The sequence below is a fragment of the Cupriavidus sp. SS-3 genome (assembly GCF_035818815.1).
Lineage (GTDB): Bacteria > Pseudomonadota > Gammaproteobacteria > Burkholderiales > Burkholderiaceae > Cupriavidus > Cupriavidus taiwanensis_C.
This window is the reverse complement of the sequence record NZ_JAYLVT010000027.1, coordinates 1-25,280: the sequence shown is the minus strand read 5'-3', so window position 1 is coordinate 25,280 and position 25,280 is coordinate 1. Positions and strand designations below refer to the sequence as shown.

Annotated in this window: 24 protein-coding genes and 1 tRNA gene; 18 read left to right on the top strand and 7 right to left on the bottom strand. The window is 69.1% G+C overall.

Features of this window, described 5'->3' with window-relative positions; genetic code table 11:
* The first annotated feature begins 58 nt into the window (after positions 1 to 58).
* The 3 genes from U9J39_RS27990 to U9J39_RS27980 all read left to right on the top strand — a co-directional run bounded on the left by U9J39_RS27990 (position 59) and on the right by U9J39_RS27980 (position 3,279).
* On the top strand, positions 59 to 1,081 hold the full coding sequence (locus U9J39_RS27990) for a complex I NDUFA9 subunit family protein (protein WP_115707874.1): 1,023 nt from the start codon (positions 59 to 61) through the stop codon (positions 1,079 to 1,081).
* A gap of 186 nt (positions 1,082 to 1,267) precedes the next feature.
* Complete coding sequence (locus tag U9J39_RS27985) at positions 1,268 to 1,966, top strand: glutathione S-transferase family protein (protein ID WP_115707876.1); 699 nt, start codon at positions 1,268 to 1,270, stop codon at positions 1,964 to 1,966.
* Positions 1,967 to 2,028: 62 nt separating this feature from the next.
* Positions 2,029 to 3,279, top strand: coding sequence for a multifunctional CCA addition/repair protein (locus U9J39_RS27980; protein ID WP_115707877.1), 1,251 nt, complete (start codon positions 2,029 to 2,031; stop codon positions 3,277 to 3,279).
* 27 nt (positions 3,280 to 3,306) lie between these two features.
* On the opposite strand, the gene U9J39_RS27975 is transcribed toward U9J39_RS27980, so the two are convergent.
* Positions 3,307 to 3,501: a DUF2905 domain-containing protein gene (locus U9J39_RS27975; RefSeq protein ID WP_012351539.1), complete on the bottom strand. Its 195-nt coding sequence runs from the start codon at positions 3,499 to 3,501 to the stop codon at positions 3,307 to 3,309.
* Between the two features lie 16 nt (positions 3,502 to 3,517).
* Positions 3,518 to 4,729 (bottom strand): class I SAM-dependent methyltransferase, encoded by a 1,212-nt coding sequence (locus U9J39_RS27970; RefSeq protein WP_326348673.1) that lies wholly within the window; start codon positions 4,727 to 4,729, stop codon positions 3,518 to 3,520.
* A gap of 15 nt (positions 4,730 to 4,744) precedes the next feature.
* On the opposite strand from U9J39_RS27970, the gene U9J39_RS27965 reads away from it, so the two are divergent.
* The 3 genes from U9J39_RS27965 (at position 4,745) to ttcA (ending at position 7,109) form a co-directional block, all read left to right on the top strand.
* Positions 4,745 to 5,590 (top strand): SDR family oxidoreductase, encoded by an 846-nt coding sequence (locus tag U9J39_RS27965; RefSeq protein ID WP_116312065.1) that lies wholly within the window; start codon positions 4,745 to 4,747, stop codon positions 5,588 to 5,590.
* 69 nt (positions 5,591 to 5,659) lie between these two features.
* Positions 5,660 to 6,061, top strand: a complete 402-nt coding sequence (locus U9J39_RS27960; protein WP_115707883.1) for a dihydroneopterin aldolase — start codon at positions 5,660 to 5,662, stop codon at positions 6,059 to 6,061.
* A gap of 109 nt (positions 6,062 to 6,170) precedes the next feature.
* The gene (ttcA, locus tag U9J39_RS27955; protein WP_116312066.1) at positions 6,171 to 7,109 is read left to right on the top strand and encodes a tRNA 2-thiocytidine(32) synthetase TtcA; all 939 of its coding nucleotides are present in this window, start codon (positions 6,171 to 6,173) and stop codon (positions 7,107 to 7,109) included.
* A gap of 69 nt (positions 7,110 to 7,178) precedes the next feature.
* Here ttcA and U9J39_RS27950 read toward each other — a convergent pair whose 3' ends face one another.
* Positions 7,179 to 8,006 (bottom strand): DUF6279 family lipoprotein, encoded by an 828-nt coding sequence (locus U9J39_RS27950; protein WP_172581711.1) that lies wholly within the window; start codon positions 8,004 to 8,006, stop codon positions 7,179 to 7,181.
* Positions 8,007 to 8,308: 302 nt separating this feature from the next.
* Between U9J39_RS27950 and glmU the strand changes: the two genes are divergently transcribed.
* The gene (gene glmU / locus U9J39_RS27945) at positions 8,309 to 9,673 is read left to right on the top strand and encodes a bifunctional UDP-N-acetylglucosamine diphosphorylase/glucosamine-1-phosphate N-acetyltransferase GlmU (protein ID WP_326348671.1); all 1,365 of its coding nucleotides are present in this window, start codon (positions 8,309 to 8,311) and stop codon (positions 9,671 to 9,673) included.
* Positions 9,674 to 9,762: 89 nt separating this feature from the next.
* Positions 9,763 to 11,601: a glutamine--fructose-6-phosphate transaminase (isomerizing) gene (glmS, locus tag U9J39_RS27940; protein ID WP_115705562.1), complete on the top strand. Its 1,839-nt coding sequence runs from the start codon at positions 9,763 to 9,765 to the stop codon at positions 11,599 to 11,601.
* 85 nt (positions 11,602 to 11,686) lie between these two features.
* Here glmS and U9J39_RS27935 read toward each other — a convergent pair whose 3' ends face one another.
* Complete coding sequence (locus U9J39_RS27935) at positions 11,687 to 12,322, bottom strand: TetR/AcrR family transcriptional regulator (RefSeq protein ID WP_115679206.1); 636 nt, start codon at positions 12,320 to 12,322, stop codon at positions 11,687 to 11,689.
* Positions 12,323 to 12,480: 158 nt separating this feature from the next.
* On the opposite strand from U9J39_RS27935, the gene U9J39_RS27930 reads away from it, so the two are divergent.
* Genes U9J39_RS27930 through U9J39_RS27915 form a run of 4 tightly spaced genes read left to right on the top strand, consistent with a single transcriptional unit; the run spans position 12,481 to position 16,586 of the window.
* Entirely contained in the window at positions 12,481 to 13,545 is a 1,065-nt protein-coding gene (locus tag U9J39_RS27930; RefSeq protein ID WP_326348669.1) for a phosphotransferase family protein, read from the top strand.
* A gap of 2 nt (positions 13,546 to 13,547) precedes the next feature.
* Positions 13,548 to 13,934, top strand: coding sequence for a DUF6285 domain-containing protein (locus tag U9J39_RS27925; RefSeq protein WP_116312070.1), 387 nt, complete (start codon positions 13,548 to 13,550; stop codon positions 13,932 to 13,934).
* The gene (locus tag U9J39_RS27920; protein ID WP_115707895.1) at positions 13,931 to 15,223 is read left to right on the top strand and encodes an acyl-CoA dehydrogenase family protein; all 1,293 of its coding nucleotides are present in this window, start codon (positions 13,931 to 13,933) and stop codon (positions 15,221 to 15,223) included. Before U9J39_RS27925 ends, U9J39_RS27920 begins: the two co-directional genes overlap by 4 nt.
* Positions 15,224 to 15,275: 52 nt before the next feature.
* Positions 15,276 to 16,586: an MFS transporter gene (locus U9J39_RS27915; protein WP_116312071.1), complete on the top strand. Its 1,311-nt coding sequence runs from the start codon at positions 15,276 to 15,278 to the stop codon at positions 16,584 to 16,586.
* A gap of 21 nt (positions 16,587 to 16,607) precedes the next feature.
* Here the strand turns inward: U9J39_RS27915 and U9J39_RS27910 are convergent, their stop codons facing one another.
* Complete coding sequence (locus tag U9J39_RS27910; RefSeq protein ID WP_115707899.1) at positions 16,608 to 17,555, bottom strand: LysR family transcriptional regulator; 948 nt, start codon at positions 17,553 to 17,555, stop codon at positions 16,608 to 16,610.
* A 104-nt stretch (positions 17,556 to 17,659) separates the two neighbouring features.
* Between U9J39_RS27910 and U9J39_RS27905 the strand changes: the two genes are divergently transcribed.
* The 4 genes from U9J39_RS27905 to U9J39_RS27890 all read left to right on the top strand — a co-directional run bounded on the left by U9J39_RS27905 (position 17,660) and on the right by U9J39_RS27890 (position 20,368).
* Entirely contained in the window at positions 17,660 to 18,652 is a 993-nt protein-coding gene (locus U9J39_RS27905; protein ID WP_115707901.1) for a Bug family tripartite tricarboxylate transporter substrate binding protein, read from the top strand.
* 305 nt (positions 18,653 to 18,957) lie between these two features.
* A complete protein-coding gene (bfr, locus tag U9J39_RS27900; RefSeq protein ID WP_115707903.1) occupies positions 18,958 to 19,437 on the top strand; it encodes a bacterioferritin in 480 nt (159 codons plus the stop codon).
* 96 nt (positions 19,438 to 19,533) lie between these two features.
* Positions 19,534 to 19,608, top strand: a tRNA-Cys gene (locus tag U9J39_RS27895).
* A 316-nt stretch (positions 19,609 to 19,924) separates the two neighbouring features.
* Positions 19,925 to 20,368: a GNAT family N-acetyltransferase gene (locus U9J39_RS27890; protein ID WP_115707905.1), complete on the top strand. Its 444-nt coding sequence runs from the start codon at positions 19,925 to 19,927 to the stop codon at positions 20,366 to 20,368.
* Positions 20,369 to 20,416: 48 nt separating this feature from the next.
* On the opposite strand, the gene dmeF is transcribed toward U9J39_RS27890, so the two are convergent.
* Entirely contained in the window at positions 20,417 to 21,376 is a 960-nt protein-coding gene (dmeF, locus tag U9J39_RS27885; RefSeq protein ID WP_326348666.1) for a CDF family Co(II)/Ni(II) efflux transporter DmeF, read from the bottom strand.
* A gap of 406 nt (positions 21,377 to 21,782) precedes the next feature.
* On the bottom strand, positions 21,783 to 23,243 hold the full coding sequence (locus tag U9J39_RS27880; RefSeq protein WP_115707909.1) for an aminotransferase-like domain-containing protein: 1,461 nt from the start codon (positions 23,241 to 23,243) through the stop codon (positions 21,783 to 21,785).
* Positions 23,244 to 23,568: 325 nt separating this feature from the next.
* On the opposite strand from U9J39_RS27880, the gene U9J39_RS27875 reads away from it, so the two are divergent.
* Positions 23,569 to 24,900, top strand: a complete 1,332-nt coding sequence (locus U9J39_RS27875) for an aspartate aminotransferase family protein (RefSeq protein ID WP_115707911.1) — start codon at positions 23,569 to 23,571, stop codon at positions 24,898 to 24,900.
* Positions 24,901 to 25,020: 120 nt separating this feature from the next.
* The coding region (locus U9J39_RS27870) for an aldehyde dehydrogenase family protein (protein WP_326348663.1) at positions 25,021 to 25,280 on the top strand (260 nt) is incomplete at its 3' end.

Sequence of the window (25,280 nt, the reverse complement as noted above, 5' to 3'; positions counted from 1 at the left end):
GCAGGCCCGGGCTGGGCGCGGGTGCCGCGGCGTGCTTCTTTCCTGGCACGGAGGCAACATGCAGACCAGCAACGTCCTCGTCATCGGTGGCGCCGGCTTCATCGGCAGCCATCTCGTCTCGCGCCTGGCCGGCGCCGCCTCGGCCTCGGGCGCGCCGCTGGAGCCCGGCGCCAATCCCGATTCCCCCATTGCCCCGGATCGCATCGTGGTCGGCACCCGCAATGTCGAGCATGCGCAGCACCTGCTGCTGCTGCCGCGCGTCGAGGTGGTCGAGCTCGGGCTGGCCGACAATGCCGCGCTGGACGATGCGATCGGCTCGCTTGGCGTCGACGGCATTGTCGTGAACCTGGTGGGCGTGCTGCACGGCGAGCGTGCCGATCCCTACGGCGACGCCTTTGCCAGCGCGCATGTGGAACTGGTGCGGCAGATCGTGGCATCCTGCCTGTCCACCGGCGTGCGCCGGCTGTTGCATATGAGCGCGCTCGGCGCCGACAGCAACGGACCGTCGATGTACCTGCGCAGCAAAGGCGACGGCGAGCGCATCGTGCGCGCCAGCGGGCTCGACTGGACCATCTTCCGGCCCTCGGTGGTGTTCGGCCCCGACGACCATTTCCTCAACCTGTTCGCCCACATGCAGCAGCTGGCGCCGGTGGTGCCGCTGGCGTGCGCGCATGCGCGCTTCCAGCCGGTGTTCGTGCAGGACGTGGTGCAGGCCTACCTGAACGCCATGGTGAATCCGGCCACCATCGGCCATGGTTATGAGCTGGGCGGGCCGCAGGTCTATACGCTGGAGGAACTGGTGCGCTTTGCCGGGCGCGCCTCGGGCCATCCGCGCCCGGTGATCGCGCTGCCCGATGCGCTGGCGCGGGTGCAGGCCGCGGTCATGGAGCATATGCCGGGCGAGCCGCTGCTGTCGCGCGACAACCTGGATTCGATGCAGCTCGACAATGTGCTGCAGCGCCCGCTGGCGCCGGAGCTGAACCTGAACCCCGTGCATCTCGAGGCGGTGATGACCGACGCGCTGTCCGGGCGCAACCGCGATGCCGCGCTGACCCACATGCGCGCCAGCGTGCACCGCTGAGGCCGTGGCCTATGTGACCGGATTTCATATCGGTTGCGAGCGCAATTCACTTTGACGCGGGCGGCCGCGCTGGCAAAATGACCGGTCCGGCGCGCGGCTGCCACGCCGTCCCGCGGGCTGCGGGGCGTGGCTTGCGGCCCGCTCCGTGCCGTCTCTCCCTCCGTTTCCTCCCCCAAGGACCTCACGATGAAGCTCGTCATCGGCAACAAGAACTATTCCTCCTGGTCGCTGCGCCCGTGGCTGCTGCTGCGCCAGGCCGGCATTGAATTCGAGGAAGTGCAGGTGCGCCTGTTCACCGGCAGCTTCGCCGCCGAGATCGCCCGCTACTCGCCCGCGGGCAAGGTGCCGGTGCTGGTCGATGGCGATGTCACCGTGTGGGATTCGCTGGCGATCTCAGAATACGTGGCCGAGCGCTTCCCCGACCAGCAGCTGTGGCCGGCCGACCCGGCCGAGCGCGCGGTCGCGCGCGCGATCTGCGCCGAGATGCATTCTGGCTTCACCAACGTGCGCAACCAGTTGCCGATGAACGTGACCGCGGTGCTGCCCGGACGCGGCTGGAACGTGGCGGTGCAGCGCGAGGTGGAGCGGATCGCCGCGATCTGGGACGGGCTGCGCAAGCAGCATGGCGCGCGCGGGCCGTTCCTGTTCGGCACCTTCACCGTGGCCGACGCGTTCTATGCGCCGGTGGTGAGCCGCTTCGCCACCTACGGCATCCACCTGCCGGACGATCGCGAAGACGCCAAGGCCTATGCCGATTTCATGCTGGCGCTGCCGGCGATGCAGCAATGGATTGCCGGCGCGCGCGAGGAACGCGACTTCCTGGCCGACGACGAACCGTACCGCCTGGCGCCGGACCGTGCCGATGCGATAATCGTCAGCCACTAGCAATAGCGCCGGCGCCGGGCCACTACCGGATGACCCGTGCCTGCGCATGAAAAGGCCAAAACATGCAGGTGTATGCGGTGGGCGGCGCGATCCGCGACGAACTGCTGGGCAAGCCCAGCCAGGACCGCGACTACGTGGTCGTCGGCGCGACCCCGGCCGAAATGGAAGCCGCCGGCTATCGCCCGGTGGGCAAGGATTTTCCGGTGTTCCTGCATCCGCGCACCCAGGAGGAGTACGCGCTGGCCCGCACCGAGCGCAAGACCGCGATGGGCTACAAGGGCTTTGCCTTCTACTGCGAGCCCGACGTCACGCTCGAGGACGACCTGGTCCGGCGCGACCTGACCATCAACGCGATGGCGCGCGCGGTAGACGCCGACGGCAACCTGACCGGCCCCGTGATCGACCCGCACGGCGGCCAGCGCGACCTGTCCGCGCGCCTGTTCCGCCATGTCTCCGACGCCTTTGCCGAAGACCCGGTGCGCATCCTGCGGCTGGCGCGCTTCGCCGCGCGCTTCCACGACTTCAGCGTCGCCGCCGAGACCATGCGCCTGATGCGCGAGATGGTCGCCGCGGGCGAGGTCGATGCGCTGGTGCCCGAGCGCGTGTGGCAGGAGCTGGCGCGCGGGTTGATGGAGGCGCGGCCGGCGCGCATGTTCGAGGTGCTGCGCGAATGCGGCGCGCTGGCGCGGCTGCTGCCCGAGCTGGAGCGGCTGTGGGGCGTGCCGCAGCGCGCCGACTTCCACCCCGAGGTCGATACCGGCGTGCACGTGATGATGGTGATCGACTGCGCCGCCGCGCTCGATGCGCCGCTGCCGGTGCGCTTTGCCGCGCTGGTGCATGACCTGGGCAAGGGCACCACGCCCGAAGACGTGCTGCCGCGCCATATCGGCCACGAGCTGCGCAGCGTCAAGCTGCTGGAACAGGTCTGCGCGCGCCTGCGCGTGCCCAACGAATGCCGCGACCTGGCGCTGGTGGTGGCGCGCGAGCATGGCAACATCCACCGCTCGCTGGAGTTCGGCGCCGCCGCCGTGGTGCGGCTGCTGGAACGCTGCGATGCGCTGCGCAAGCCCGCGCGCTTCGCGCAGGCGCTGCAGGCCTGCGAGGCGGACAAGCGCGGGCGCAAGGGCTTCGAGCACAGCGAATACCCGCAGGCGGCGCGCCTGCTGGCGGCGCGCGAGGCCGCGGCGTCCGTCGATGCGGGCGCCATCGCGCGTGCCTGCGCCGACAACGTGGCGCAGATCAAGGACCGGGTCCATGCCGCACGGGTGGCGGCGGTGGCGCAGCGGCTCGGGGTGCAGCCGGACGGCGCCTGAGCCGGTCCGGACAGGCGGCCGCAGGCCCTACAGCAGCTTGCCGATCACCAGCGCAATCAGCGAAATCAGGATCGTCGACGCGAACGGCAGCACGAATTCGCGCCCGAACACGCGGAAGCGCACATCGCCGGGCAGCCGGCCCAGCCCCACCTTCTGCAGCCATGGCAGCGCCGCGGACAGGATGATCACGCTCAGGAAGATGGTCAGGGTCCAGCGCAGCATGGCGGCTCCGGTGCCGTTACAGGGCGTGGCAGCGGTCGCCGCGGGCAAAGCCGGCCAGCGGCTCGCTGTGTTCCAGTCCGCGGTCGAGCCCGCGCGTGAGCGCGATCACCTTGAACAGTTCGCCCATCTCGGCCTCGGACAGCAGCTTTTGCACCGCATTGGCCTGCGGCAGGAAGGCGCGCGCGTCGGACGGGTCCAGCGTCATCAGCAGCTCGGTGATGCCGGCGTTCATCAGGAAGCGCGCCTGCGAGGCAAAGCCAGCCACGGTCAGCCCTGACTCGACCGCCGCGTGCGCGATGCCGCTGAAGTTGACGTGCGCGGTGATGTCCTGCAAGCCGGGGTACAGGAACGGGTCGGGGTGCGCATGATGGCGGTAGTGGCACATCAGCGTGCCGCCGGCGCGCTGCGGGTGGTAGTACTCGCCGCCGGGGAAGCCGTAGTCGATGAAGAAGGCCGCGCCGCGCGCCAGCATGGCGCCGACCGCGCGCGTGAAGCCCTCGGCCTCGGCATGGGTCTCGGTGACCAGGTCGTGGTCGCCGGGGATGGCGCGCAGCGCCGCGGGCACGTCGGCGGCGGCCAGCGCGCGGTCTTCGAAGCGGAAGGCGGGCGCGCCGCCTTCGGCCTGCAGCGCGTCACGCACCACGCCGCGCTCATGCCAGCTGCCGTCGCGGCGCGCATACAACTGTACCGGCATCGCATCCAGCACTTCATTGCCGACGATCACGCCTTCGAAAGCGGCAGGCAAGGTATCGAGCCAGGTGACGCGTTCGGCCAGGTGCGGTGCGCGCCGGGCCAGCGTGTCCTGCTGGCGCGCGCGCAGCTCGCCCGACAGCTCGACGATGGCGTAGGTGTCGGGCAAGCGGCCTTCCTGTTCCAGCCCCAGCAGCAGGTCCGCGGCGAGCCGGCCGGTGCCGGCGCCGAACTCCAGCAGGCGCGGCAGCCCCTGCGCCAGCAACGGCGCGAACTGGCGTGCCAGGGTGCGGGCAAAGAAGGGGCTCAGTTCCGGGGCGGTGATGAAATCGCTGCCGTCGCGGGCATCGCGGCCGAACTTGGCCGAGCCACCGCTGTAATAGCCCAGGCCGGGCGCGTACAGCGCCAGCGCCATGTAGCGGTCAAAGCCGATCCAGCCGCCGGCTGCATCGATCGATTCGCCAATACGGGCCGTAAGGGTATCGGAGGCGGCCTGCGCGTCGGCGGGGGGAAGGGGTAAACTAGCGGCTTTCTGCATCCTGCGATTGTAGCAATGCCCGCATCCGATACTTCCGCCAGCCAGGCTGGCGACAAGGCTGGCCAGCCCGCCGCCCGCGGCGTGGCCCTCGTGACCGGCGGCGCGCGCCGCCTGGGCCGCGCCATCGCGCTGGAACTGGCGGCCCAGGGCTGGGACGTGGCCGTGCACTGCCATCGCTCGGTCGACGAGGCCGAAGCCCTCGCCACGCAGATCCGCGCGCTCGGCCGCCGCGCCGCGGTGCTGCGCGCCGACCTCGCCGACGAGGCCGCCACCAGCCGGTTGGTGGCCGACTGCACCGCCGCGCTGGGCGTGCCGACCTGCCTGGTCAACAATGCCTCGCTGTTCCAGTACGACGTGGCAACGAGTTTTTCGTATGCGTCGCTCGATACGCATATGCGCACCAACGTGGCCGCGCCGCTGCTGCTGGCGCGCGAACTGCACAAGGCGCTGGCCGCGGCCGCGGGCCCGGAGGGCGCCGGCAAGGCCGCCGAGCCGCGCGGCGTGGTGATCAACCTGCTCGACCAGAAGCTCGACAACCTGAACCCGGACTTCCTCTCGTACACGCTCTCCAAGGCCGCGCTGCAGACCGCCACCGTGCAGCTGGCGCAGGCGCTGGCGCCGCGCCTGCGCGTGGTGGGCGTGGCCCCCGGCATCACGCTGGTGTCGGGCGAGCAGTCGGAGCAGAGCTTCCGCCGCGCGCATCGCGTGACGCCGCTGGGCCAGTCGTCCACGCCCGAGGACATCGCCCAGGCGGTGGCCTACCTGGCGCAGGCGCGCGCCGTGACCGGCACCACGCTGTACGTCGACGGCGGCCAGCACCTGATGCCGCTGGCGCGCGACGTGATGTTCCTGACCGAATGACCTGCATCATCGGCCGCGCCTGACCGGCGCGGCACCCCCGCCTTACACTTCCCCTTTTCGTTTGCCGCCATGACCATGCTCGCCGCCCTTTCCCACCCCAGCCTGCAAGACTGCCGACGCATGTTCCTGCGCAACTACGAAGTGCAGATCAATATCGGCGTGCACGAATTCGAGAAGAAGGGCGAGCAGCGCGTGCTGATCAATATCGACCTGTTCGTGCCGCTGGAGGAATGCACGCCGCAGTCCGACAAGCTCGACGAAGTGGTCGACTACGACTTCATGCGCAACACCGTCGCGGCGCGCATGGCGCAGGGCCATGTGCACCTGCAGGAAACGCTGTGCGACGACGTCGCGCGCGCCATGCTGAAGCATCCCAAGGTGCGCGCGGTGCGCGTGTCGACCGAAAAGCCCGACGTGTACCCGGATTGCGATTCGGTCGGGGTCGAGGTCTTCCATATCAAGCAGGCCTGAGCGGTCCTGCCGGCGCCCGCTGCAGCGCGCGGGCGCCTAAAGTAAAATGTTGCCCCTTCGCGCCGCGCCGGCCATTCCATCCGGCGGGCGCCACGCAACAGGATGCTCCATGAGCCACTCGAACAATTTCTATCGCCTCGAGACGAGGCTGCAATCGCAAACCGGCAAGGCCATCGGCGACTTCGGCATGATCGAGGACGGCGACACCGTGCTGGTCTGCATGAGTGGCGGCAAGGACTCGTACACCATGCTGTCGGTCCTGATGGCGCTGCAGAAGCGCGCGCCGATCAAGTTCAAGCTGATCGCGATGAACCTGGACCAGAAGCAGCCCGGCTTCCCGGAACACGTCCTGCCGGAATACCTGAAGTCGGTCGGCGTGGAATATGTGATCGTCGAGGCGGACACCTATTCGATCGTCAAGGAAAAGGTGCCCGAGGGCAAGACCACCTGCTCGCTGTGCTCGCGCCTGCGCCGCGGCGTGATCTACCGCACCGCCAAGGAGCTGGGCGCCAACAAGATCGCGCTGGGCCACCACCGCGACGACATCGTCAACACTTTCTTCCTGAACATGTTCTTCGGCGGCAAGATGAAGGCGATGCCGCCCAAGCTGGCCACCGACGACGGCGCCCACATCGTGATCCGCCCGCTCGCGTACTGCTCGGAGAAGGACATTGCGTCGTACGCACGCGCGATGGAATTCCCGATCATCCCGTGCAACCTGTGCGGCTCGCAGGAAAACCTGCAGCGCAAGAAGGTCAGCGAGATGCTGCAGGAGTGGGAGCGGCAGAACCCGGGCCGCATCGACAATATCTTTTCGGCGCTGCGCAACGTGGTGCCGTCGCACCTGGCGGATACCGAACTGTTCCCGTTCACCGGGCTGGCGACGGGCCTGGCCAAGGTGGACGAGGCCTCGCTGTTCGGCGAGACCACGTTCCAGCAGCAGCCGCTGACCTTTGCCGGCAGCCTCGACGAAAACCGCATGGAGTTCGTGCGCTTCGAGCGCACCCCGGCGGCGGCCCCGGCGGGGGAGCCGGCCGGCACGCAGTAAGCCGTTGCGGCGGCCAAATGACAGAACGCCCGCTTGCGCGGGCGTTTTTCATCGCGGCGGGATGCGGGTTCAGTTTGCCGCCGCCGACTGCACCGGCGGCTGCGACTTCTCGCGCATCAGAGCATGCGTGTCATCGATCCACTTCTGGAAGCGATCCTGCGCGTGCGCCTTCTGCTGGGGCGTGGTCAGGTTGGCGATCGCCACGGTGAGCGCGATGCCGGCGTGGTTGCCGGCTTCGTGGCTGGCGGCGTGCCGGGCCGGCGGATTCTGCCAGTACTCGCGGAAGCGCCGCAGCAGGTCGATCACCTGTGCCTTGGGCGGCTGCGTGGCCTGCACGAAGCGCACCATCTTGATCCATTCCTGCTGGCGCGCGACGCGCTCGGCATAGCGCGCCTCGGCGTTCTGCACCACCGGCCCGACCTTGACGCGGATCGCCTTCTCCTGCTCGGGAGAGAAGCCGCCGTAGACCAGGCGCGCGTACTCCATCACCTTGTCGAAGCGCGCTTCCTCGCGCTCGGCCGGGTCCGCGTTGAGGAATTTCTTGCGGTACTTGGCGTTGCCCTCGGCAAACTTCTTTTCCATGCGGGTGATCTGCTCGGGCGTCAGCGTCAGCAGGAAGTCGGCCATGTCGGGCATGGCCTGCTCGAACGATCGGCGCGCCAGTTGCTGTGAGGCGTCCTGGAAGTGCGCGACCTTCGCCGGCGTGACCGGCTGGCCCACGTCGGCCTTGGCCTCCTGCAGCAGGCTGGCGATTTCCGGCAGCTGCGCCTTGCGGTGCCAGGCAAAGAAGCGCGCGATCGCCTCGCGCGTCAGCGGCTCCTGGGCCGAGGTGACATCGACATAATTGTCGATCCACCAGTACGCCAGCCGGTCGCCCTGCTGGTAACCGAGCTTCATGGCGCTGCACGCGCACAAGGCCGCGGCGCCGAGAATCACCAAAATACGCCGCGCCCAACAATTGTGAAATTCGGAAACCACGGTCCTTTGCGCAGAAAGCGCCATGTTAAAATCGGCGCGCATCGGAACCGGGCTCCCCTGATGCCGGCCAGCCAAGTCCTGGCAAGGGTTTGCGGGAACAAGCGCAGGCCCGGCGGCAAGCTTTCGCGAGTCCCGGCGGCGCAGTTTGCCGAGCACCGGGCCAAATACCCGTCCGGCGTTTTCCAGAAGATTTTCGGACACACTCACTTAGGGGTCTCCTTGTGAATATCGTCATTCTCGCCGCGGGCATGGGCAAGCGGATGTATTCCGATTTGCCCAAGGTGCTGCACCCGGTAGCCGGGCGGCCCATGCTCGCGCATGTCCTGGATACGGCCCGTGCGCTGTCGCCGTCGCGGCTGGTGGTCGTGGTCGGCCACGGCGCCGCGCGCGTGCGCGAGGCGGTGGCCGCCGACGATGTCGCCTTCGCCGAGCAGGCCCAGCAACTGGGCACGGGCCATGCGGTGATGCAGGCACTTCCCTTGTTGGACGACAACCAGCCTACGTTGGTTCTCTACGGTGACGTGCCGCTCACCAGCGCGGCGACGCTGCAGGCGCTGGTGGCCGAGGCCGGCGCCCAGCGCTTTGGCGTGCTCACCGTGGAAATGCCCGATCCGACCGGCTATGGCCGCATCGTGCGCGACGCGGCGGGCAGCATCGTCCGCATCGTCGAGCAAAAGGACGCGAGCGAAGCCGAGAAGGCCATCCGCGAAATCAACACCGGCATCATCGTGTGCCCGACCGGCCACCTGCGCAAGTGGCTGTCGACGCTGCGCAACGACAATGCCCAGGGCGAGTACTACCTGACCGACACCGTCGAGCGCGCCGTCGCCGATGGCGTCGAGACGGTTTCGGCCCAGCCCGCGGCGGTGTGGGAGACGCTGGGTGTCAACAGCAAGCTGCAGCTGGCCGAGGTCGAGCGCATCCACCAGGGCAACCAGGCCCGGCGCCTGCTCGAGGCCGGCGTGACGCTGCTGGACCCGGCCCGCATCGATGTGCGCGGCGAGCTCACCTGCGGGCGCGATGTCACCATCGACGTCGGCTGCGTGTTCGAGGGCCGCGTGCACCTGGAAGACGGCGTGCGCATCGGCGCCCATTGCGTGGTCCGCAACAGCACCGTCGGCGCCGGCGCGCAGGTGCACCCGTTCTGCCATGTCGACGAGGCCCGGATCGGGCCCGCCGGCCGCATCGGGCCGTACGCGCGCCTGCGCCCCGGCACCGAGCTGGGCGAGGACGTGCATATCGGCAACTTCGTCGAGGTCAAGAATGCACAGGTGGCGGCACACAGCAAGGCCAACCACCTGGCTTATGTGGGCGACGCCACGGTGGGGTCGCGTGTCAATATTGGCGCGGGTACCATCACCTGCAACTATGACGGGGTGAACAAGCACCGCACCGTGATCGAGGACGATGTCTTCATCGGCTCCGACACGCAGTTGGTGGCGCCGGTGACGGTGCGCCGCGGCGCCACGCTGGGCGCCGGCACCACGCTCACCAAGGAGGCCCCGGCCGACAAGCTGACGCTGTCGCGGGCCAAGCAGCTGACCATCGACGCCTGGCAGCGTCCGGTCAAGCAGCCGAAGCAGTAAGCACCAGCGCCGCCGGCACCAGGCGGCGCCACAGGATTCATACCGGCGCCAGTGGCCAGAGGGCAGGCGCCAGCAAACGGGGGTTCAGCATGTGTGGCATCGTCGGCGCGGTTTCCACGCGCAACATCGTTCCGGTCCTGATCGAAGGGCTGCGCCGCCTGGAGTATCGCGGCTATGACTCGTGCGGCGTCGCCGTCGTGCGCGACGATGCGGTCGAGCGCGCGCGCACCGTGTCGCGCGTCGCCGACCTCGACGCGCAGACGCAGGCGTCCGGCCTGTCCGGCTTCACTGGCGTGGCGCATACGCGCTGGGCCACGCACGGCAAGCCCGACACCGTCAACGCCCACCCGCACCTGTCGGGCGAGACCATCGCGCTGGTGCACAACGGCATCATCGAGAACTACGAGCCGCTGCGCGAAGAGCTGCGCGCGGTCGGCTACGGCTTCGAGTCGCAGACCGATACCGAGGTGGTCGCCCACCTGATCCACCAGGCCTACAGCTATCCCAGCAGCGCCACGCGTGGCGACCTGTTCGCCTCGGTGCGCGCGGTCACCAAGCGCCTGCACGGCGCCTATGCCATCGCGGTGTTCGCCAAGGACCAGCCCGGCCGTGTGGTCGGCGCGCGCGCCGGCTCGCCGCTGGTGGTGGCGCTGGGCGAGAACGAGTCCTTCCTGGCGTCCGACGCGCTCGCCGTGGCCGGCACCGCCAACCGCATCATCTACCTGGAAGAGGGCGATGTGGTCGAGATCACGCTGGACGGCGTGACCATCCATGACGTCAACGACCACGCGGTCGAGCGCGAAGCGCGCGTGGTCGAAGCCCATGCCGCCTCGGTGGACCTGGGCCCGTACCGCCACTTCATGCAGAAGGAAATCTTCGAGCAGCCGCGCGCGCTGGGCGACACGCTCGAGGGCGTCGAAGGCCTGTCGCCGGACCTGTTCGGCGACAACGCCGCCGAGGTCTTCGCCGGCATCGACAGCGTGCTGATCCTGGCCTGCGGCACCAGCTACTATTCCGGCTGCACCGCCAAGTACTGGCTCGAAAGCATCGCCAGGATCCCGACCCAGGTCGAGGTTGCCAGCGAATACCGCTACCGCGACACCGTGCCCAACCCGCGCGCGCTGGTGGTGGTGATCTCGCAATCGGGCGAAACCGCCGACACCATGGCCGCGCTGCGCCATGCGCGCGCGCTCGGCCACGTCCATACGCTGGCGGTCTGCAACGTCGCCACCAGCGCCATGGTGCGCGAGACCGAACTGCGCTTCCTGACCCGCGCCGGCACCGAGATCGGCGTGGCCTCGACCAAGGCCTTCACCACGCAGCTGGCGGCGCTCTACATGCTGACGCTGTCGCTGGCCAAGACCCGCGGCCTGCTGACCGAAGAGGCCGAGGCCCAGGCGCTGACCAACCTGCGCCACCTGCCGGCCGCGCTGCACGGCGTGCTGGCGCTGGAGCCGCAGATCATCGCCTGGTCCGAAGACTTCGCCCGCCGCGAGAACGCACTGTTCCTCGGCCGCGGCCTGCACTACCCGATCGCGATGGAGGGGGCGCTGAAGCTCAAGGAAATCTCGTATATCCACGCCGAGGCCTACCCGGCCGGCGAACTCAAGCACGGCCCGCTGGCGCTGGTCACCGAAGCCATGCCGGTGGTCACGGTCGCCCCCAATGACGCGCTGCTGGAGAAGCTCAAGTCCAACATCCAGGAGGTGCGCGCCCGTGGCGGCCGCCTGTACGTGTTTGCCGACAGCGACACCCAGATCCAGTCGTCCGACGGCATCCAGGTGATCCGCATGCCCGAGCACTACGGCGACCTCTCGCCGATCCTGCACGTGGTGCCGCTGCAGCTGCTGGCGTACCACACGGCCTGCGCGCGCGGCACCGACGTCGACAAGCCGCGCAACCTGGCGAAGTCGGTGACGGTGGAGTAAGGCGGGCGATGCCGGCGCGACGCCGGCCGCAAGCTGCAAAGAGGCCCTGCGGGGCCTCTTTTTCATTGGGCTGCCCGCGCTGCTGTTAGGCCACGGACAGCAGGAACGCCCGCGCCATTTCCTGGTCCAGCCGCCGGTCTGACAGCGCGTAGATGCTTTCGCGGTTGATCAGCGCATACAGCAGCGTGCCGGCCAGCGCCTGGTGGGCGAAGCGGATGCGCAGCTCCAGCTCGGGCGACGGGCCGGCCGGATGCAGCCGCGCCAGGCGCGATGCCAGGTCGACGATGTACTGGCGGTTGAGCTGCCGGATCGGGTCTTCGCCGGTGGTGGCACGCACCACCAGCGAGGCGCGCAGCACGCCTTCATTGCGGCAGGCCCAGATGCGGCTGTCGCGCGCCATGGTACGCACCGCGTCTTCAAGCGTCGTCGGCGCATTGTCCAGCTGTGCCAGGCGCGCCGCCATGGCCTCGCGCAGCGTGGCCAGCGCCAGCGCCTGCAGCGCCCTGAAATAGCTGTCCTTGCCGTCGAAGCGGCTGTAGAACGCGCCGGTGGTGACGCCGGCGCGGGCACAGATCTCCTGGATGGACACCTGTTCCAGCGTGCGCTCGCGCAGCAGCCGCCGGCCGGCCTCGAACAGCCGGTGGGTGGTGCGCAGCCCGCTCGCATAACGCGGCGCGGCATAGCCGGCGTGGCCTTCCAGCGCAATCAGCTTTTCTTTCATGACGACCCCGATCGGTTGCGGCAGTGCTTCCGCGTGCCCCTGCTTGTCCGTGTTTTTACTGATGTCATGAACTGTATCAGGCCACCATACTCGCCAAAAACATAATCCATATTATTAATTCAGCCGTGCCGCCACCATGCGGGACTGCCCGGAGACCGATGCACACATCCCCGCCCCCCGACGCGGAAGCCAGCCTGCTGGCCGGCCTGCGCCGCGTCGTATGCCGCGAGTTGCCCGGCTTCGATGCCGAGGCCGGCATCACCGGCCTGCGCCGCCTGTCCGGCGGCGCCAGCCAGGAGACCTGGTCGTTCACGGTGGCCGGGCCGCACGGGCCGGCGCCGATGATCCTGAGGCGCGATCCCGGCGCAGCGGCGCGCCCCGCGGCAACGGTGTCGGCGCTACAGGCGGGCATGGCGGCCGAGGCCGCGCTGCTGCGGCTGGCCGGCGCGGCCGGGGTGCCGGTGCCGGTGGTGCGGGCGATGCTGGCGCCGCAGGACGGCATCGGCGCCGGCTTCGTGATGGACCGTATCGAAGGCGAGACGCTGGGCGGCCGCATCGTGCGCGAGCCGCGGTTGGCGCGGGCGCGCGAACGGCTGGCCTACCAGTGCGGGCAGGCGCTGGCCGCGATCCATGGCATCGACCGCGCCGCGCTGCCGCCGCTGCGCGAGAGCAATGCCGCCGAGGAGGTCGAGGGTTACCTGCGGCGCTATCGGGCGGCGGGCGAGCAGCGCCCGGTGTTCGAGCTGGCCTTCCGCTGGCTGCAGCGCCATGCGCCGGCAACGGGGCGCGCCACGCTGGTCCATGGTGATTTCCGCAACGGCAACCTGATGGTCGACGAGGCGGGCCTGCGCGCGGTGCTGGACTGGGAGCTGGCGCATGTGGGCGATCCGATGACGGACCTGGGCTGGCTGTGCGTGAACTCCTGGCGCTTCGGCTGCACGGGATTGCCGGTGGGTGGCTTCGGCACGCGCGCGCAGCTGTTTGCCGGCTATGCCGACGCGGGCGGCACGGTCGACGCGGGGCGCGTGCGCTTCTGGGAAATCTTCGGCGTGCTCAAGTGGGGCGTGGCCTGCCAGACCATGTCGCGCGCGCCGCAGGGCGGCGGGCCGCGCAGCGTCGAGCGCGCCGCGATCGGCCGGCGCAGTTCCGAAACCGAGATCGACCTGCTCAACCTGCTGCTGCCGCGTGACCATGCGCCGGCCGGCACGGATTACCGAACCTGACCATGCAAGACACCCCCGATGCCGCAGGCCTGATCGACGCGGTGACCGCCTTCCTGCGTGACACCGCGATCCCCAACCTGGGCGGGCGCGCGGCCTTCGACGCGCGCGTGGCCGCCAATGTGCTCGACATCGTCGCGCGCGAACTGCGCCTCGCGCCCGCGGCGCTGGCCGCCGAGCAGGAACGCCTGCGCGCGCTGCTGGGCACCGACGGCACGCTTGCCGAACTGAACCAGCGCCTGTGCGAGGCCATCGCCAGCGGGCGCTTCGAAGCCGCCACGCCCGGACTTGCCGGCCACCTGTGGGCAGTCACGCTGGCCAAGCTTGCCGTCGACCAGCCCGGGTACAGCAGCTATCGCCAGATTGTCGATCGTGAGGAGACGCTTCCGTGAATTTCCATTTGCCGGCCGAGCTGACGGCCTACCTGGACGAGCTCGATGCCTTTATCGAGGCCGAGATCGCACCGCTGCAGGACGAGCACGACAACCAGCGCTTCTTCGACCACCGCCGCGAATGGGCCCGCACCGACTTCGACAACCAGGGCCTGCCGCGCCCCGAGTGGGAGGCGCTGCTGGCCGAGGCCCGCCGCCGCGCCGATCGCGCCGGCCACCTGCGCTTCGCGCTGCCGGCGGAGTACGGCGGCCGGGATGGCGGCAACCTGTGGATGGCCGTGATCCGCGAGCACCTGGCGGCCAAGGGCCTGGGTTTGCACAATGACCTGCAGAACGAGCACTCGATCGTCGGCAACAAGCCGTTCGTGCTGGTGCTGCGCGATTTCGGCAGCGATGCGCAACGCGCCACGCTGATCCCGGGCATGCTGGACGAGACCGTGAAGCTGAGCTTCGGCCTGACCGAGCCAGAGCACGGGTCCGACGCCACCCACATGGCCACGCGCGCGCGGCCCGAGCCGCGCGGCGGGCGCGGCGGCTGGCGCATCGACGGCGAGAAGATGTGGACCACCGGCCTGCACACCGCCACGCATGTGGTGCTGTTCGCGCGCACCAGCGGCGAGGACGGCGATGCCCGCGGCATCACCGCGTTCCTGGTCCCGGCGCACAGCGAAGGCGTGCGCGTGGAAGAGTATCTGTGGACCTTCAACATGCCCACCGACCATCCGCGCGTGAGCTTCAGCGGGGTCTGGGTGCCGGATGACGCGGTGCTCGGGCAACCGGGCGCGGGCCTCGCCATCGCCCAGCATTTCGTGCATGAGAACCGCATTCGCCAGGCCGCCGCGAGCCTGGGCGCGGCCGAGTACTGCATCCGCGAGAGCGTGAAGTACGCGCGCCGGCGCAAGCCCTTCGGGCAGGAGCTGGCGCGCAACCAGGGCATCCAGTTCCCGCTGGTAGACCTGGCCACGCGTGCCGAGATGCTGCGCGCGTTCATCCGCCAGACCGCCTGGGAAATGGACCGGATGCCCAAGCGCGAGGTGGAGAAGCGCCTGTCGGACAAGGTCTCGATGTGTAATTACACCGCCAACCGCCTGTGCTGCGAGGCCGCCGACACGGCGATGCAGGTGCACGGCGGGCTGGGCTATTCGCGCCACAAGCCGTTCGAGCACATCTACCGCCACCATCGCCGCTACCGCATCACCGAGGGCTCGGACGAGATCCAGATGCGCAAGGTCGGCGCCTACCTGTTCGGCTATATCGGCCGCGACGGCGGCGGGCCGGCGCATCAGTAAGGGGCCCCTGATGCCGGCCGCGGCTGGCATCCCATTGTTCCGGGAGACACGCATGAATCCATCCTACCAGCCGCGCCGCGCGTGGCTGACCGCAGTGCTGTTGTTCTTCTTCCTGGTGGTCAACGCCATGGACAAGATGGTGGTGGGCCTGCTGGCCGCGCCGATGATGGCCGAGCTGGGGCTGACGCCGGCGCAGTTCGGCCTGGTCGGCAGCAGCTTCTTCTGGCTGTTCGCGGTGTCCGGCGTGCTGGGCGGCTTCCTGGCCAATCGCACGCCGACGTCGCGGCTGCTGATCCTGATGGCGCTGGCGTGGTCGCTGTGCCAGATCCCGATCGCGCTGTCGTCCAGCCTGGCGGTGCTGATCGTCTCGCGCGTGCTGCTCGGTTTCATGGAAGGGCCGGCCGCGCCGGTGGCGATCCATGCCTGCTACAAATGGTTTCCGAACAACCGGCGCAACCTGCCGGTGGCGGTGCTGACGCAGGGGGCGGGCATCGGCATCGTGCTGGCGGGCCTGCTGATTCCGGCGGTGGCCGCGCACTGGGGCTGGCGCACCAACTTCTACCTGCTGGCAGTGCTGGGCGTGGTGTGGGCGGTGGCCTGGATCGCGCTGGGGCGCGAAGGCTCGCTGGACGAACGTCCGATCGCGCACGGCAACGCTGGCATCGCCGCGCCGCAGCGGCTGCCGTATCGCGTGCTGCTGAGCGATCCCACGGTGCTGGGCTGCTTTGCCCTGCGGCTGGCGGCGTACTGGGGCCTGGCGCTGTGCCTGACCTGGATCCCGGCCTACCTGCAAAGCGGGCTGGGCTTCGACCATGCCGTCAGCGGCAAGCTGTTTGCGCTGATCGTCGGCACCAACCTGCCGCTGACCATCGCTATCGCATGGTGCTCGGAACGGCTGCTGGCACGCGGGGTGTCGTCGCGGCTGGCGCGCGGCCGGGTCTCGGCGGGCATGCTGCTGCTGGCGGGCGGCTTCTTCCTGTTGCTGCTGTGGCCAGGCACCACGCCTGCCATGCGCGTGGGGCTGCTGGTGCTGGGCTGCGTGTGCGCGCCGGCGATCTATTCGCTCGGCCCGGCGATGCTGGCCGAGGTGGTGCCGGCCGGGCAGCGCGGCGCGGTGCTGGCGATCGATGCCTCGGTATCGTCGGTGGCCGGCGTGCTGGCGCCGCTGGTGACGGGCGTGCTGGTGCAGAACGCGCCCGGCGCGCGCGGCTTTGAACTGGGGCTGGCGCTGTGCGGCGCGCTGATGGTGGTGGCGGCGCTGGCCGGGCTGTGCGTGGTCAACCCCGAGCGCTCGCGCCAGCGCATGGCCGCGCGGCTGCCGGCGGGCGGCCAGGCCGGACAACCCGCGGTGGCTGCGGGCTGACCGCCTCGCATCACGCCACGCCTATGGCGCCGGCCCGGAGCCGGCGCCGGTCTGCGCCACCGCTTCATGCACCAGCGCCGCGAACACACGCATGGCCGGCGACGGGGTGCGCCCGGCCAGCGTGACGATGCCGTACTGCGCCTTCAGCGCGGTGGGCGGGTGCATCGGCAGGGCCACGGCCAGGCGCTGTGCGCACGCCTCGGCCATCATCGCCACCGGCACCAGCGCCACGGCATCGACCGCCAGCAGCAGCGCGCGCAGCGCATGCATGTCGTTGCAGGTGACGGTCATCAGCCCGGGCTCGTCCTCGGGCAGCGGGCCGCTGCCGCCGCTGGCCTCGTGCAGGGCCTGGCGGAAGAAGCGCACGATATGCGGCGGCAGCCGGGTCCCGGCCACCGGGTAGGCGCGCAGGTCGGCCAGGGTGACCTGGCGCTGCCGGGTCAGCGGATGGCCGCTGCGCACGAAGAAAGCCGTTTCCAGTGCCGGCAGCCGGTCGATCTGCAAGTGCGCCAGTTCCGCCAGGCTGCGGCTTTCGCCGACAAAGATGTCGAGCTGCTCGGCTTCGAGCGAACGTCGCATCGCGGCAGTGTCGGCGGTCTCGAGGTCGATGCGCAGCCGCGGATAGCGGCGCACCAGCGCCTCCAGCACCGGGTCCAGCAGGAACGAGGCCGCGAACGGTCCGAAGCCGGCGCGGATCGTGCCGATTTCCACCTCTTCCAGCAGTTGCAGGTCGCGCCGCAGCTCGCGCTGCTCGCGCAGCATGCGGCGCGCGCGCGCCAGGGCCAGCATGCCGGCGGCGGTGGGGCGCACCTTGCCGTAGCTGCGGTCGACCAGCATGCCCAGCTCGGCTTCCAGCGCCTGGATGCTGCGTGTCAGTGCCGGCTGCGACAGGTGCAGCGCGGCCGCGGCGCGCGCGAAGCTGCCTTGTTCCACCAGCGTGACGAAGTGATGCAGCTGCCTCAAGCCCATGAAATAACCATTTATGCATCAAAAACTGAAAAATATTGCATTGGACGTAAGTTCTCAAGCCCACTAAGGTTGTCCTCCAAAACCAAAACCGATCTGGAGACAACATGAACCGACGCGCATGGCTGACGCTGGCCACTGGCGGCCTGGTCGCCGGGCTTTCGCTCGGCGCGGCCCTGCCGGCCGCGGCCCAGGCCTACCCCGCCAAGCCCATCCGCATCGTCGTGCCCTATGTGGCCGGCGGCGGCACCGACACCATCGCCCGCGCCATGGGCGAAAAGCTGAGCAAGCGGCTGGGCCAGCCGGTGGTGGTCGACAACAAGGCCGGCGCCTCCGGCATCATCGGCACCGATGCCGTGGCCAAGGCCGCGCCGGATGGCTACACGCTGCTGATGACGCTGACGCAGTCGGTGCTGACCAACCAGTTCCTGTTCCAGAAGCTGCCTTACGACCCGCGCAAGGACCTGAGCATGATCAGCGTGCTGGCCGACGCGCAGCTGGTGCTGGTGACCCACCCGTCGGTGCCGGCGCGCACGGTGCGCGAACTGGGCGATTACGCACGCGGCCGGCCGGGCAAGCTGAGCTATGCCTCGTGGGGCGTGGGGTCGCTGTCGCACCTGAGCGGCGCCTACTACAGCAAGCTGGTGCACGGCCAGGCCACGCACGTGCCGTACAAGGGCGAGGCGCCGATGCTGCAGGACCTGCTCGGCGGCCAGGTGCAGTTTGGCTTCGCCAGCATCCTCACCGCCAGGCCCTACATCCAGAGCGGCAAGCTCAAGGCGCTGGCGGTGACCGGCACGCAGCGCAGCAGCGCGCTTCCCGACATGCCCACCTTTGCCGAGGCCGGCATGCAGGACAGCGCCTTCAAGACCGTCGGCTGGATCGGCCTGGTGGCGCCCGTGGGCGTGCCCGCACCGATCCTGGCCCGGCTCGAGAGCGAGGTGCGCGCCATCCTGCAGAGCCCCGAGATGCAGGAGCGCATGGTCGCGCTGGGGCTGCGCACGGTGGGCAGTTCGCCGGCCGAGGCGCAGGCGCTCTACGCGCGCGACTGGCCGGTGCTGAAGACGCTGGTGGCGGATTCGGGCGCGAAGCTGGACTGAACTGCAACGATGGCAACGCCCATGGCGGGCGCCGCGGCAAATACCGCGGCGCCCGCTTTTTTGTTTTCATGATGCCGTGCAGGGCGCTTACGAAAACCGAATAGAAACCATTGGCATTCGCATCCGCAAGCAAGTCAGAAAATAGAGAATCCATGCGGCAAGAACGCCGCGGCGCGGGCCCGGATTGCTTGATGTCCGCTTACGCGGGACTACCATGAAGTCACGCGGCGCATTCGCCGTGGCGTCGCTGTGGTCGTGCCATGGCGACATCGCATGTCCCTGTCACAGGGGCATTGGGGGCTGCCATGAAGACTGACAAGAAGGTGATCCAGTTGCTGAACGGGCAGCTGCGGCATGAGCTCACTGCCATCAACCAGTATTTCCTGCATGCCCGCATGTATCGGCACTGGGGACTGCGCGCGCTGGGCAAGCACGAGTATGACGAATCGATCGAGGAAATGAAGCACGCCGACAAGCTGATCGAGCGCATCCTGCTGCTCGATGGCTTGCCCAACCTGCAGGACCTCGACAAGTTGCTGGTCGGCGAGAACACCGAAGAAATGCTCGGCTGCGACCTGAAGCTCGAACTGGTGTCGCAGGCCAGCTGCAAGGATGCGATCAAGTATTTCGAGTCGGTCGGCGATTATGTCTCGCGCCAGCTGGTGGTCGATATCCTCGAGGACACCGAGGAACATATCGACTGGCTCGAAGCGCAGCTGGAGCTGGTGCGCAAGGTCGGCTTGCAGAACTACATCCAGTCCGCCATGGGCGGAATCGAGGACTGAGCCGGCGCGGCGCGCCGCGCGCTCTCCTGCAAAGATTTCCATTTCCCGCTACACTGCGGCCCGCAGCACGTCGCGCCGCTCCGGCGCGATGTCAGCGGCGGGGTGGCAGAGTGGTTATGCAACGGCCTGCAAAGCCGTGTACGACGGTTCGATTCCGGATCCCCGCCTCCATCTTCCTGCCCGGGCGCATTGCGCCCGGCGCACCTGCGCAGTCGCGCGCGATCGCTACGCTTTCCTTTTTTTCACGCGCCTGTCATCGGCCTGCGCCATGAATGCGGCGGGCTGTGCCGCACGCGCCCTGACCGGTATGCCGCAACGGTTCCGGACACGCGTTTATCCCCAATGGATCAACCGCAGCGAATCGGGTAATGTTGCCCGACAGGCCGCTGGCCTGCGTGCAACCCGTGCCGCCAGTCGGCGGCACCGCCATGTCCGGGCTTCCATGGCGTTTCCCCTCGCGAGGCAGTGTGAAAAAGAGAGGCTCCAGATGATGAAAGACCTGCGCATCCGCGTAGCCGTGCCGACGGATGCTCCCGCCGTGGGCGAGGTGCTGGATCGATGCGGGCTGCCGGTGGACGGTGTACCGCGCTTGCTCGAGCATTTCCACGTTGCCGTCCTTGGCACGCAGATCATCGGCTGCGCCGCCGGCGAGCGCTGCGGCGAGACCGTGGTGATCCGTTCCGTGGGCGTGCTGCCCGAACACCGCGACCAGGGCGTGGCCACCCACGTGGTGCGTGCCGCGCTGATGCGCGCCCGCGCCAACGGCGCACGGCGCGCCGTGCTGCTGGCGTCCAGCTGCCCCAGCTATTTCGCGCGCTACGGCTTTACGCTGGTGCCGGCCGCGAAGCTGCCGCCCGAGGTCATGTCGTCGAGCGAATTCCACCGCGCGGCGGACACGCCGCCGTTGTGCATGTGGTGCGAGCTGAGCTGATCCTCCGCAAGCCGATGGCGAGCCGCTGCGCTCGCCTCAGTGGTCCTATCAGTGATCGCCGTCGCAGCGGCTGATCTCCACCGTTACGTGCACCAGTTCCTCGTGCACCGACAGCGCCTCGCGCACGCGCTGCGGAGTCAGCGCGGCATCATGCGTGACCAGGCAGACGATGCAGGCAAAGTGCTGACGGCCCACGCGCCACACATGCAGGTCGGACACGCGGGTACTGTCGTCGCCGTGATCGAGGCCGGCCAGCACCTCGCGCACCTCGTCCACCACCGGGTGGTCCATCTCGCGGTCCAGCAGCACCGTGCCGCTCTGGCGCATCAGGCCGATGGCCCAGCGGCCGACCAGTACCGCGCCCACCAGCCCCATCACCGGATCGAGCCAGTTCCAGCCCAGCCACCAGCCGCCTGCGAGCGCGACGATCGCCAGCACTGAGGTCGCGGCATCGGCCAGCACGTGCACATAGGCAGCGCGCAGGTTGAGGTCATGATGGTGATGGTCGTGGCTGTGATGGTGACCGTGGTCATGGCCGTGGTCGTGGCCATGCGCATGGCCGCCGAGGATCAGCGCGCAGCCGAGGTTGACCAGCAGCCCGAGCGCGGTCACGGCCATCGCTTCGCGATAGTGGATCGCCTGCGGCACGAACAGGCGCTCGACCGAGCCCGCCGCCATCAGCGCGGCAATGCCCAGCAAAAACACCGCGCTGGCGAAGCCCGCCAGCACTTCTATCTTCCAGGTGCCGAAGGCAAAGCGCCAGTCGCCGGCGTAGCGGCGCGCGGCGGCGTAGGCGAAAGCTGACAGCCCGATGGCCAGCGCGTGCGAGCTCATGTGCCAGCCATCGGCCAGCAGCGCCATCGAGTTGAACCAGAGCCCGGCGGCGATTTCCGCCACCATGGTGATGGCGGTGATCACCATCACCAGGCGCGTGCCGCGTTCGGCGGCGCGGTTGCCCGCGTCGAAGGCGTGGCTGTGGGTCCAGGCGGACAGGTCTTGGGTATGCATGGGGAACGTGCTTTGCGCTTGAAAACTCGGCGAATTGTCTGGCGCAGGGCCAGGCAGGCCCAAGGGTAGCAGAGACCAGTGCGCATGCCGTGGCATCCCCGACGGCCTCAGGGGTGGGTTTGGGTTGCGTCAGGAAACGGGGGGCGGTATCGCTGCGTGTGCCTTATATGCAACAGATTCCCGCGAGAGACGTAAGGAATCTTTTCTTTCGCTTACATACATTCATGAATGGATGTATGATCCAGCGAAAAATTCACGTCCCCGTCATATCTTTGTTGACCGTACCGAGATGAGCTATCGCTTTATTGCCACCTGTCTTGCCGCCTGGGTAGGCGTTTGCGCCACCGCCGGCTGGCTGGTCGAGCGTCTCTGGAGCTGAGCGCCGGCCAGGCCGCCTGCCTCGGCCTCAAGCCGCCTGCCGCGCCTGCGCCAGGCTGTCAAAGAACTGCCACAACTGCGGCGCGTCGCCGGTGGCCACGTTGAAGCGGATCCACGGCGAGTCGGTTTCGTCCGGCTCGAAATACGATCCGGGCGCCAGCCAGATGCCATGCTCCAGTGCCAGCGTGGCAAGGCGGTTGCCGAGCAGCGGACCGCCGCGGCGACTGGCCAGCCACCGCGCCTGCACCGCCTCGTTCAGGCGCGCCCACGCGAACATCCCGCCTTCCGGGCGCAGCAGCACCTCCAGCCCGTGGGCCTCCATCTTTTCCGTGACGCGGTCCTGCTGCGCCCGCAGCCGTTCGGACAATGCCGCCACATGGCGGCCATAGTGGCCGCTGGTCAGCACCGAATACACCAGCCGCTCCGTCACCTCCGATGAGGTCAGGCCGACGGCCATCTTGGTGCGCGCAAAGGCCTTGGCCAGGTCCGGGCTGGCGGCCAGGTAGCCGACCCGCAGCGACGGTGTGATGGTCTTGGAAAAACCGTTGACATAGACCACCTGCGACAGACCGTCCATGGCCGCCAGCATCGGCGAGCCCGCCGGCGCCAGTTCGCGGTAGATGTCGTCCTCGACCACCAGCAGCCGGTGCTGCTCGGCCAGTTGCAGCACGCGGAAGGCGTTCATGCTGGTGAGGCTGGCGCCGGTCGGGTTCTGCAGCACGGTGTTGATGAACAGCGCGCGCGGGGCGTGGGCGCGCAGCGCGTCCTCCAGCGCGTCGGTGTCCAGCCCCGCCGCCGTGCGCGGCACGCCGACCACGCGCAGCCCGGCCAGCCGCAGGATCTGCAGCAGGTTGCAGTAGCAGGGCGATTCCACCAGCACGGTATCGCCGGCACGCAGCAGCGTGCGCACCACCAGGTCCAGCGCCTGCGTCGCGCCCTGGGTCAGCACCACCTGCTGCGCCTGCAGCGGGATGCCGTACTGGCCCAGCCCCGCGGCAATGTGCTCGCGCAGCGGCGCAAAGCCATACGGATGACCGTAGCCCGACAGCTGCGCCGCCGGCACGCGGGCCGACGCGCGCATGGCCTGGTGCAGGCCTTCCTCGTTGAGCCAGTCGCCTGGCAGCCAGCCCGCGCCGGCCTTGATCGGAACCGAATGGTCGGCAAACACGTCCGATAGCAGCCATGCGGCATTCAGCCCCGGCGCTTCCCAATGCGGCGCGCGCGCATGGCCGGCCGGCGCATGGCGGTGCGCCACGGTGTAGCCGGAGCCAGGGCGCGCGGCGAGGTAGCCGAGCGCGGTCAGCCGTCCGTAGGCCTCGGCCACGGTAAAGGTGCTGACGTGGTGGTGCTGGGCAAAGCGCCGCACCGACGGCAGCGCCGTGCCGGGACGCAGCGCGCGCTGCTCCACCAGCGCGGCGATGCCGGCGACGATCTGCTCGGTCAGGGTGTCGCCGTCGCGGCGGCTGCGGGTCAGGTTCAGGGTCAGCATCAGGCACTCGGGCAGGCGTGGACCTGTACAGTTTAGCGGCTGCCGGCCGACGCGCGGACCCAGGCATTCCGTCACGTGAAAATTGCCGCGCTGCAGCGTGCGATGCCCGCGCCGCGGCATGGGCGGCGCGCGGCGAGATCGTCCGGGTGCGGTGCCGGCGTGCTACTTGCCTGTACGGTCGGGCGTGATCAAACTGTACGGTAAGGCGTGGTTGTCCGGACTGTATATTTTGTCGGCCAGTCGCCGCCGGTAGAGTGGCCCTCATTGCCGCGCCGCCAGCCGGCGCGCCGCCCCCAACCGACCCGATTTCCCCCTAGGAGGACGTATGGACGCCGCCAAGACCGTGATTCCCGATCTCGATGCGCTGTGGATGCCCTTCACCGCCAACCGCCAGTACAAGGCGGCGCCGCGCCTGCTGGCGTCGGCCAGCGGCATGTACTACACCACCCACGACGGCCGCCAGATCCTGGACGGTTGCGCCGGCCTGTGGTGCGTCGCGGCCGGCCACTGCCGCAAGGAAATCGCCGAGGCGGTGGCACGCCAGGCGGCCACGCTGGACTATGCGCCGCCATTCCAGATGGGCCATCCGCTGTCGTTCGAGGCCGCCACCAAGTTGGCGGCGATTATGCCGCAGGGCCTGGACCGCATCTTCTTCACCAACTCGGGCTCGGAGGCGGTCGACACCGCGCTGAAGATCGCCCTGGCGTATCACCGCGCGCGCGGCGAAGGCCAGCGCACGCGCTTTATCGGCCGCGAGCGCGGCTACCACGGCGTCGGCTTCGGCGGCATGGCAGTGGGCGGCATCGGGCCGAACCGCAAGGCCTTCTCGGCCAACCTGATGCCGGGCACCGACCACCTGCCGGCCACCTTCAACCTGGCCGAGGCCGCCTTTTCCAAGGGCCAGCCGCAATGGGGCGCGCATCTGGCCGACGACCTCGAGCGCATCCTCGCGCTGCATGACCCGGCCAACGTCGCCGCGGTGATCGTCGAACCGCTGGCGGGCTCCGCCGGCGTGCTGGTGCCGCCGGTCGGCTACCTGGAAAAGCTGCGCGAGATCACCAGCCGCCACGGCATCCTGCTGATCTTCGACGAGGTCATCACCGCCTTCGGCCGCCTCGGCGCGGCCACCGCGGCCGAGCGCTTCAACGTGACGCCGGACCTGATCACCATGGCCAAGGCGATCAACAACGCCGCGGTGCCGATGGGCGCCGTCGCCGTGCGCCGCGAGGTGCATGACGCGGTGGTCAACTCGGCCGCGCCGGGCACGATCGAACTGCTGCACGGCTATACCTATTCCGGCCACCCGGTGGCCGCGGCGGCGGCGATCGCCACGCTGGACCTGTACCAGCGCGAAAACCTGTTCGGCCGCGCCGCCGAGCTGGCGCCGGTATTCGAGGCCGCGGCGCACGGCGTGCGCGGCGCGCCGCACGTGAAGGACATCCGCAACTACGGGCTGGTAGCCGGCATCGAGCTGGAGTCGCGTCCGGGCCAGCCGGGCGCGCGTGCCTACGAGGCCTTCCTCAAGTGCCTGGAGCTGGGCGTGCTGGTGCGCTACACCGGCGACATCCTGGCGTTCTCGCCGCCGCTGATCATCTCGGAAGCGCAGATCGGCGAGATGTTCGATACCGTGAAGCAGGCGCTGCAGGACATCAAGTAAGCGACATCGAGCCAGCGGCCCGCGCCGCCTCCCATTGCCGCCGGGCCCGCGGGCCCGGCCTCCCCGATTGCACGCCGGGGCACGCCATGCGCGCGCCGCGGCCCTCGAAGGAAATCCCAAGTGAGCATCGCAGAAAACCGGCAACTGGCCGAAGTCCATCATTTCATCGGCGGCACCGTGCGCCGCGCCGGCGGTCAGCGCCAGGCGGATGTATTCAACCCCGCCACCGGCGAAGTGTCCGCACGCGTCGCGCTGGGCACCGCCCAGGACGTGGCCGATGCCGTCGCCGCCGCCAAGGCCGCCTTCCCGGCGTGGGCCGACACTCCGCCGCTGCGCCGCGCGCGCATCCTGTTCAAGTTCAAGGAACTGCTGGACCAGCA